General features: G+C 58.9%; 9 protein-coding genes and 2 pseudogenes. 10 read left to right on the forward strand and 1 reads right to left on the reverse strand.

Going from position 1 to position 8323, the window contains the following annotated elements; all coding sequences use genetic code 11:
* Positions 1–307 precede the first annotated feature (307 nt).
* The 7 genes and pseudogenes from ACFWW2_RS16650 (at position 308) to ACFWW2_RS16680 (ending at position 5004) form a co-directional block, all read left to right on the forward strand.
* Positions 308–493, forward strand: a complete 186-nt coding sequence (locus tag ACFWW2_RS16650) for a hypothetical protein (protein WP_393929766.1) — start codon at positions 308–310, stop codon at positions 491–493.
* A gap of 81 nt (positions 494–574) precedes the next feature.
* Positions 575–1033, forward strand: coding sequence for a hypothetical protein (locus tag ACFWW2_RS16655; RefSeq protein WP_393929767.1), 459 nt, complete (start codon positions 575–577; stop codon positions 1031–1033).
* Positions 1030–1824, forward strand: a complete 795-nt coding sequence (locus ACFWW2_RS16660) for a hypothetical protein (RefSeq protein ID WP_393929768.1) — start codon at positions 1030–1032, stop codon at positions 1822–1824. The genes ACFWW2_RS16655 and ACFWW2_RS16660 overlap by 4 nt, the downstream gene beginning before the upstream one ends.
* Positions 1779–2477, forward strand: a complete 699-nt coding sequence (locus tag ACFWW2_RS16665) for a hypothetical protein (protein WP_393929769.1) — start codon at positions 1779–1781, stop codon at positions 2475–2477. Before ACFWW2_RS16660 ends, ACFWW2_RS16665 begins: the two co-directional genes overlap by 46 nt.
* Positions 2478–2713: 236 nt before the next feature.
* Positions 2714–4120, forward strand: a pseudogene (locus tag ACFWW2_RS16670) (autotransporter outer membrane beta-barrel domain-containing protein).
* A 276-nt stretch (positions 4121–4396) separates the two neighbouring features.
* Positions 4397–4534: pseudogene (locus ACFWW2_RS16675) on the forward strand (IS5/IS1182 family transposase); the annotation flags it as partial.
* Between the two features lie 185 nt (positions 4535–4719).
* Complete coding sequence (locus tag ACFWW2_RS16680) at positions 4720–5004, forward strand: TfoX/Sxy family protein (protein WP_393929770.1); 285 nt, start codon at positions 4720–4722, stop codon at positions 5002–5004.
* Positions 5005–5036: 32 nt separating this feature from the next.
* Here ACFWW2_RS16680 and ACFWW2_RS16685 read toward each other — a convergent pair whose 3' ends face one another.
* The gene (locus ACFWW2_RS16685; protein WP_393929772.1) at positions 5037–6119 is read right to left on the reverse strand and encodes a tyrosine-type recombinase/integrase; all 1083 of its coding nucleotides are present in this window, start codon (positions 6117–6119) and stop codon (positions 5037–5039) included.
* 156 nt (positions 6120–6275) lie between these two features.
* Between ACFWW2_RS16685 and ACFWW2_RS16690 the strand changes: the two genes are divergently transcribed.
* From ACFWW2_RS16690 to ACFWW2_RS16700, 3 genes are all read left to right on the forward strand, one after another.
* Positions 6276–7238, forward strand: a complete 963-nt coding sequence (locus ACFWW2_RS16690) for a DUF1403 family protein (RefSeq protein ID WP_393929774.1) — start codon at positions 6276–6278, stop codon at positions 7236–7238.
* Between the two features lie 110 nt (positions 7239–7348).
* Positions 7349–7879 carry an SMC-Scp complex subunit ScpB gene (gene scpB, locus ACFWW2_RS16695; RefSeq protein WP_393929776.1) on the forward strand — a complete coding sequence of 177 codons (531 nt, stop codon included), beginning with the start codon at positions 7349–7351 and terminating at the stop codon, positions 7877–7879.
* 178 nt (positions 7880–8057) lie between these two features.
* A partial coding sequence (locus tag ACFWW2_RS16700) for a DUF4172 domain-containing protein (RefSeq protein WP_393929778.1) occupies positions 8058–8323 on the forward strand: 266 nt, incomplete at its 3' end.

An 8323-nucleotide genomic window follows, 5' to 3' on the forward strand; every position in this document is an offset into this window, starting at 1 on the left:
CAACACCGACCGCCTGTACAGCGCCATCGGATATGGCACGCCGCAAGAAGCAGAGGAGAAATTCTACAAAACCTTGAACGCTGATGAAAAAGCAGCCTAACTATTGAACCAATCCCTCTCCGGTAAAACCGGGGCGGTTCATTACAGTCTGACACCCGGCCTCAGGCCGGCCATCGCTCATGGTTTGAATGGCAATCCGATCACGGTTTCTGGATTGGATAGCCTGACGCGATCGTCCCCAGCCGCTGTGACGCCCGATTTGGCCGTCAGCGGTTCGGGGTCGGGCGTAACCACCTTGCACTTTACCATGATTAGGACGGACGGCGCGGAAGAACCGCTGCCGATCACCAACGGTGGTTTGCGTCTGGCTGAGGCTGTCACAACGCCTCCGCCTGATGCCCATACCCATGCCCGCATTTATGCCGACCGCCTGACGGACAAGGCGGTGCCTTTTCCCGATCCTGTTCAAACACGTTGGCGATCACCCACATAGGAGTATCTTAGAATGACAAATGATAACTTGGTCCCCCAACCCGCTCTTCGCTCACGCAACGTCTTGGTTCGGGCTGGTCGCTTGACCAAGTTCAAGGGCCGGGTGGCAAGCATTGCGCCAGGCCTTTTGGTTGCGTCGACCGCAGCTGTGTTGTTCTCCGGCAGCATGGCCCATGCAGGTGAGTGTGGGACAGAAGCTAAAGGCCAAGGCAACAACAGCATACAAGATAGCATCACATGTGCCGCTGACGCTGACCCTAACACTAATGGGCGTCAAGCCTACGATAATGGCATCACCTATAGAGATTCAGATGGGCTCACTCTGATACTTGACGATGCTGACATCAAGGTGGGCGGCTCTGGGGTGAAAGTGGTGGGGGGGAATAGGGATAATTCGGGTGGAGGCAATATCTCTGTGCAACTGCTGAGCGGCGAAGTCATCACGAAAGATAAATTGGCTTGGGGGCTTTATGCGCAGATCCTCGACAAGGCGAGCCAAGCGACGGTGGCGGTGACGGCGGAAGTGGCTGAAGGGGGGTGATTGAGACGAGTGGTGCAGGTGCCCATGGGGTTTTAGCGGACACCAGTGGCGCTGGCGCTACGACGGCGAAACTGGATGGCGGCAAAGTCACCACCACCCACGTCAGCACCGCGAGCACTGAGTTTACTTACGGGCTTTGGGCGCAGATCAAGAATGAGATGAGCGAAGCCACGGCGATGGCGGTAGTGACCAACGGGGGGGAGGTCAGTACGGCCAGTGACCATGGCTTTGGGCTTTATGCGCACACCAAGGGCAAGGGTGGCGCGGCGGTCGCGCAACTGGATGGCGGCAGCAAAGTCACCACGACTGGGTCAACTGCTCACGGGCTTCATGCGACGAACGAAGTGGGAAGAGACGCCTCAAACAACTTCATAACCACAGAAGGTCAAGCCGACATGGAGGTGAGCGTGTTCGACGGGACTATCGAGACGAGCGGTAACTATGCCTTTGCGGCTTTTGCGAACAGCATTGGCCTTGGCGCGTCGTTGGTGAAGATGGAGGGCGGTACGATCATCACGAAAGGACTCACTGCGCCTGGGCTTTTTGCGGCGATCAACAACACGACGAGCGAAGCGGAGGTGAAGGCGCACATGATGGAAAGGGATGGCAAACAAGTACCATCACGACGGAGGGTGAATATGCCCATGGGGTTTTTGCGATCCACGAGGGCCATGGTAAGGCAGTCGCGCAGATGGAGGACGGCAGCGTCACCACCCGGGGTCGCGGATCGCGCGGGGTTTATGCGTTGGCCGATAATACCGGTCAGAACAACGCCGCGACGGCGCTCATGAACGGCGGGCGTGTCGAGACGTGGGATAGCGGTGCCGACGGGGTTTATGCGCTGGTCAATGGCACTCGCGATGCGACGGTGGAAATGGATGGCGGTACGGTCATCACATGGGGGACGGAGTATGTGGATGATGTGGACCCGAAGAACAACGAACGGGCATCGTACGGGCTTTTTGCGTTTGTCGATAACACGGGGAGCAACGCTACGGCGAAGACGGTCATGACCGGCGAATCGGAGGTCGAGACGAGGGGTGACAAAGCCCATGGGGTCGTGGCGAACACTACTGGCAGTGGCGCGGCGATCGCGGAAATGATGGCCGGCAAGGTCACCATGGTGGGGAAAGATGCGCACGGGCTTGTGGCGGAATCGGCCAGGGGGCAGGCGATTGCCAGCCTGGGCACGGGCGCCGTTGTTGAGGTTTTCAGAGCGGGCTCAGACGGCATCCGCGCTGAGGGTGCGACAGGTTTTGACGTGGACGTTGACGGGACTGTGAGGGGCGGAGCTGGCAGCGGCGCAGCGATCCGCACGATCTCCGGCGCCGGGAGCGGGGACAGAACATCGATATCACCGACACCGCCACTGTCACTGCGGGAGATTCTCGTATTGCGATACAAGACGGGGATGGCGATGCGGACATCAGCTTGGCAGGGATAATCACCGGCGATATTTATACCGGTGCGGGCAACGATACGGTCACGATTTCTGCCGCAACCACCTATAACTTTTCCCACGTTCTGGACGGTGGTGTGGGTAATGATCAACTGACTTTGAGTGGCCAGACCATGAATGGCCAGGCCATAACAACCACAGCGGATCGTTTCACCAACTGGGAAGGTCTGACGCTGCAGGATGGAACGAAGCTGAACCTGGGTGGGACTGTCACACTGGATATGGGTCTGTCCGTCGACGCAGGGTCTGTGTTCTTAAGCGTGCAGGACGGGGCGACGGGGGATGTGATCAGAATTAATGGGGATTACACCGGGTCGGAAGAAAGTGTCGGTGTCTTTGCCCTGGATGCGGTTATCGATGGCGATGCATCAAGCGTCGATAAGCTTGTCATCACTGGTAAGGCTTCGGGCGATATGATGCTGTCGATTGCTGGCCTGGACAGCGTGGGTGCTGCGGGCGCCCCGCTTGAGATCGACGTGGTCTCTGTTGGCGAAGCGTCTGACGGGACGTTCATCCTTGTGGATGGCAACCATGTCACTTCGGACGGGGAGCATGCGGTTATCGCGGGCGCTTACCTCTACACGCTGGCTGCGGCCGCGGATGGCGGCGGTTGGGCATTGAGCGCGCTATCCGAGACCGGTGAGACGGTCTGGCAAGCGTCTGCGCCGCTCTATGACAGCTATGGTCAGTCGCTTCTGGCCCTCAATGGCCTCTCTTCGCTGCGCAAACGGGGCAGCTCGCAGGACTTCCGGAGCATGGCCTAGGGCGGCGGACCAGCTGCCGCCACACAGTCTGGTGCGGCTGCGCAAAACACGGACTCGCCACTTTGGATCCAAATGGGGACAGAGCAGATCACATCGTCGGCAGAGCACAGCACAACAGGGGCGGCACTTGAGAGCGATATCTGGGAGATGGAGATCGGGGCGGATCTCATCCTGGACAATAGCGCGGCAGGCCTTCTTGTGGGCGGGCTGATGCTCTCCTACGCCACAGGCAGTACAGTTGTCAGCTCTAGTTTCGGGGACGGGTCGATTGAGACCAGTGGGCTGGGTCTGGGCGTGGCGGCCACCTGGCATGACGCGCGCAGGTTTTATATCGACGGGCAGGCGACATGGACCTCCTATGCAAGCGACCTGACCTCCGACAGCCTTGGGACCTTGACGGAGGGCAACAGTGGCACGGGCTATGCGCTGTCGATCGAGGCTGGACAGCAATTTGATCTGGGCACAGGGATGACGGTGATCCCGCAGGCCCAGCTGAGCCTCTCCTCTGTTGCGTTTACTGACTTCGCGAGTGAGGCCCGCAGAGAGCAGGTGGCGCTGAGCGATGCGGCCAGCCAGCAGCTGCGCCTTGGGCTTGAGTTCGGGGGTCAGGGACCAGAGGCGCGTCGGCTTTATGGCATCGTGAACCTGTTCCATGAGTTTGGCGCAGGCAGCGCGGTGGATGTCGCCGGGGCGTCCCTGACGACCGAAAGTGAGCCTTGGGCCGTTGGGGTCGGCCTTGGCGGCAACTATGCGTGGAATGACCGCGTGGATCTCTTTGGCGAAGCCTCCTATGCCACAGGGCTCAGCACCGCTGGCGATACCAGCGCCCTGGGGGTAAATGCAGGTCTCAAAGTTATGTTCTAAAAAGGCCACTCCGCGACCGACATCAGGGTTCGTGCCAAAGCTGGCCTCTATCACAGAGGCCAGCTTGAATGACGATCAGCGCGCAGTGTGAGCCTGTGGGGCAAAGTTCCGGTTCAACAGATTGGGGGCGACGTTGAAGCTGTAGTTGCTGTCGGTCTTCGCCTTGAACTTCTTGTTACGCTTCGCCGTCATGCTGGTTTCGTGCGTTAGACGGCTTTGTTGCACAAATCGGTTGATGGGATTCACTTTATGAATCCAGCGTGGTAGCTGGAGCGAATGAGCAGCTGGACCCCGACGACTTACAAAACCAAGAACAGGTCAGACTACAACCGAGCCCTAAAGCAGCGTGGTTCACTTTCGATCTGGTTTGATGCTGAGATGGCGTGGGATGCGATGCTATCTGGCAAGAGGGGAGTTTCCATGGCCGTTGGAGTGAACGGGTAGGGGCGTCGTGATGGCAAAAGGCAACAAATTCAAACGACGAGAAACCGTGGACGAGATCTTGGTGAAGACCAGTCGGTACTGTGGAGCGCATTGCTGACCCAGCCTATCAGTAGGTCTGTGCTAGAATTGACGTCGACCCACAAAGGAACGTTGACATGAAACGCGCAAACCCGGCAGTCAGGGAGCTTAAGAATATCGGCGCCACCGTTGCTCGCCAGCTTCATGAAATCGGTATTCAGACCAAAGATGATTTGGAGCGCGTTGGCGCAGCCACGGCATATTGCGAAATGAAACAACGTCATCCAGAAGCCCGGACACCACTTTGCTACTACCTGTATTCACTCGAAGGCGCGCTGCGAGATCAGCATTGGGACGATATCGGCGATGACGTGAAGAAATCACTCCAAAATGATGTTGCTCGCTTCTCGGGGGCGAGCTGACATTCAGTTTGAGTGACTGATAAACCTGCACACTATAGCCCTGCAGCCTTTGTCAGATTCACGCGGAACCGATCCCTGCGGCGTTGATACCTCCGTGTCATTTCAGCCGAAGCATGCCCGAGCTGTTTCTGAACATGGCGCTCATCTGCTTCTGCAAAGAACGCAAGGCCCGCGCGCAGGGAATGCCCGGAGAAAAGGGCGAGGCGGTCCTTTTCGGGGACATCAGTTCGAATCCCGGCATCCAGCATCGTCTTCTTGATCAAGCGGGCCACGTGTTTGTCGGACAATCGGCCGTCCTGAACCTTGGAATTGTCGCGCAGCACCCGCCGAAAGACGGGGCCATGATCGATCTTGGCATAGTGCAGCCATTGTTCGAGCGCATGGACAGGGCAGGAGTCCTCCGACGAACCCCGCCCAATCTCCGCCTCTTTCCAGCCGGTCTTGGTCTGCTGGATCACGATGGCCCCGTCCTTTTCGACCTCAACCCATCCCTTGCCATCGATCGTGTCGTCCCGGTTCACATCCAATGCTACGATTTCTGACCGCCGGAACCCACCCGCATAGCCGAACAGCAGGATGGCCCGGTCCCGCAAATCGCGCAGGCTGAAGGACAGGGTGCCAACCATCTTGAGCAGTTCATCAGGCGCAATGGGTTCCTTTTGTACTGGTGGCTTTGCATGGGCACGTTTAACGCCAGCCAGCACCGTCGCGATGTGGCGATCCTTGCGATCCAGGACCTGACCACGCTGCTGGTAGTTCCAGGCCAGCCCGGAGAGACGCCGCTCGATCGTGCTGTACGAGAGGGCAGGGGTGCCGTTCTGAGGTGCGGCGCATTCGGTGATGTAGAGCCCGATCAGCTGCGGGTCGGGGGCAAACGGGGTTGCACCCCGCCTGCGGCACCAGCTGGCAAAATGCGCCCAATCCGCCTTGTAGGCCTTGTTGGTGTTTTCGGCCGTCGCCTGGGCTGCAAAGTCGCGCGCGGTCCGGGCGAGTTGTTCCAGGGAGCCGGAGGCGGCAACGCTGTCGGGAATGGCATTCGTGCGACTTTCCTCATTCTCATCGACCTGAGCGTCACTGGACGGGGCAGGGGGCTCTGAAGACGATTTCCCGGCCATTTTTGTACCCTTTAGTGTGAGATTACCTGTCTTTCCGCAGCCTAGTTTCTTGCGTCCGATAATGCAAACTTATTGGACATAGAAAAGAACCGCAGGGTGGGGCGGTTTGGACATCATTTTGTGGACGAAAGCGCCGCGAGAGACTAGTGTTGTGGCATGACATATCAGTCGACAGCCATCTCGAACGACGTGACCACCCTACCGACACTGCCGGGCTGGGTCACCACTGCGCGGTCAGAAACCGTTGAAACTGTGGCCTTTCGGTCAGGAGCGGTGTTGACGGTGCTCGAGCAGCTGGTCAGCGATACTGCACATGGCGTGCCAGTGAAACTGCTGGCCAACCGTCTTGCATTGAAGGCGGCGACGGCCACCTCCAAACTGGAAGGGCGGATGGCGCTGGAGGCGGACATCCGCGACGCTTACCACTTGACTCCCGTCGGTGAGGCACGCGGACCGGATGGCGACCTACTGGCCTATTGGCGGGAAGCGGCTGGGTGGCGATTGAACGGTAGTGATTGGCATCGCGGCCTAGAGGGCATTGTTGGTCCGAGTTTTGAAGATGACGTTGCAGGTTGGATAGAAGCTGGGGCCGAATGCGTCCTAACCCATGGGCCGATTGCCGGATGCGTTTCCGTGATGCGCATGGTTCTGGGAGTGGATGATCGGGCGGAACGGACCGCCAGCCTGCTCTCGGACGTCGTCCTGGCGCGGATGCTGAACTGGAAGGCGGTGCTGCCGGTGACTGCGCAGCGGCTCACCAAGGGGACGCTGCGCGACTTGGCCGCGAACAGGCAGGGGGCCGAGCTAGCGGTCCAAGCGCGGATTTTGGACAGCATCGAAGAGACGATCCGGGTGGCGCGGGACTTGGCGCAACGCGGCTCTGCGCTTCAGGCGATTGCTCCAAAGTTGCGGGCCAAAGGATCCGAGGCGGCTGTCACCCTGTTCCTCTCTGAGGATGCAGTCGCGCCGTCAACGATGTTGTCCCCAATGATCCAAGGGACGAGCATTCCGATGACCGACAGGGCGACGCGGCGGTTTTGTGACCGATTGGTCGAGCTGGGCGTCGCACGCGAGCTGACCGGGCGCTCGACGTTCCGGCTCTACGGCATTGCGCCATGAGTGTTGCGGCCAAGCGCAAGTCCCTGAAAGGGCAGGGGAGCTCGACACGCGACGGCGTCTTTGACCGTGAGCTCGCGGACTTGCCGCAAAATCTGCGCTAGCGCGAATGGATGGGGCGGATCGAGGCGGTGCTGTTCGCCAGTGCCTCGCCGGTTAGCCGTGAGGAGCTGGCGCGCGTGGTGGGGCAGGGTGCTTCGGTCGAAATGCTGATCGTGGACATCCAGGCGGAGTTGACCGGGCGGCCCTATGAGTTGGCGGAGGTCGCTGCCGGCTGGATGTTTCGAACGAAGACCCAGTTCGCCAACGCCATCAAAGTTGCCGCCGATCTTGGGGACCAGTCCCTCGCTTTCACCGAGATGGAGATGGGCGTGCTCTGCGCCATCGCTTATCACCAGCCGATTGACCGTGCAGGTCTGAAGGACATCTTTGGCAAAGACGTTAGCCGCGATTTGCTTGCACGGCTCCGGTTCAAGGATCTGATTGCATCGGGCCCACGATCTCCGCGGCCTGGGGCACCTCATACGTTTGTCACAACAGAGTCGTTCCTAACGACGTTTGACCTGCAGAACTTGCGGGATTTGCCGGAGCTTGATTTGACTGCTGGGAACGCAGATGAGGAGACGCGGACAGCGCAGGTCTGAGACTCTGCGCTTTCAATTGGTCGGGCTTTGACTTTCAATCAGTCGGAGGAAAGAGCAGGCTTTACGTGCAAATGCGCAGCAGAGATGACGTGTGTTTGCACGTGTTTGAGTTATAGGATTGACTTCTATAGCTCAAAAATGCTCACTCTGTGAGTTATAGAAAGGGGTTCTATAACTCATGGCATGGAACTGGCAGATATCCGGTTGGCCGGATTTCCGGTATGACGATGCAGAGCTTGCGCCACTCGAGAAGCGCTTCCTGATGTCGTCGGGCGAAGTTCTGGGTGCCGTCCACCATGTCAGCCCGTCAGAACGTGATCAACTCCGCATCGACCTGCTGAGCGATGAAGCCATGAAAACCAGCGCCATTGAAGGCGAGATGCTGGACCGGCGCAGTGTGCAATCCTCGCTGCGCAGACATCTCGGATTAGAACCCGACAGCTA

Source organism: Yoonia sp. R2-816 (assembly GCF_046762905.1).
In the GTDB taxonomy this organism is placed as follows: domain Bacteria; phylum Pseudomonadota; class Alphaproteobacteria; order Rhodobacterales; family Rhodobacteraceae; genus Yoonia.